The organism is Staphylococcus sp. 231237_7MaSpsaltlick (assembly GCF_043107035.1).
Window position 1 is genome coordinate 1 of the sequence record NZ_JBICNX010000392.1, and the last position, 433, is coordinate 433.

Consider the following 433-nt stretch of genomic DNA (forward strand, 5'->3'; position numbering starts at 1 on the left):
TTAGAATAAATGACATTGCATTTCAAGAAATACAAGATGAACTCAATAAGCAAAATCATAGATTAGTTATTGGAGCTAGCTTTACTATAGGAGAATATTTATTGCCTCAAGTTATCAGTGAGTTTAAAAAGAAAAATACGAATATACAGATTGAATTATCTATCGGCAATACACCATCAATTCTTGAGAAATTAAATTTAAATGAAGTAGATGTTGCGTTAGTAGAAGGTGTTTTTCAAATAGAAAAATATGATGTGCATAAATTCGCAGAAGATAATATGATTGCAATATGCTCAAGTCAAAATAAGTTACTGAAAAAAGATTCAGTAGAATTAAGCGATTTACTTAACGAAAAATATATAGTTAGAGACAAAGTGTCTGGGATGTGAACAATGATAAAGAACGAGTTAGTAAGACATAATATGACATATGA

1 protein-coding gene is annotated in these 433 nt (G+C 28.2%); it reads left to right on the forward strand.

Annotated features, from left to right (window positions below; genetic code table 11):
* Window positions 1–389: LysR substrate-binding domain-containing protein (locus ACF91D_RS32045; protein ID WP_392438746.1), on the forward strand; the 389-nt coding region annotated here is incomplete at its 5' end.
* Between the last annotated feature and the right edge of the window lie 44 nt (window positions 390–433).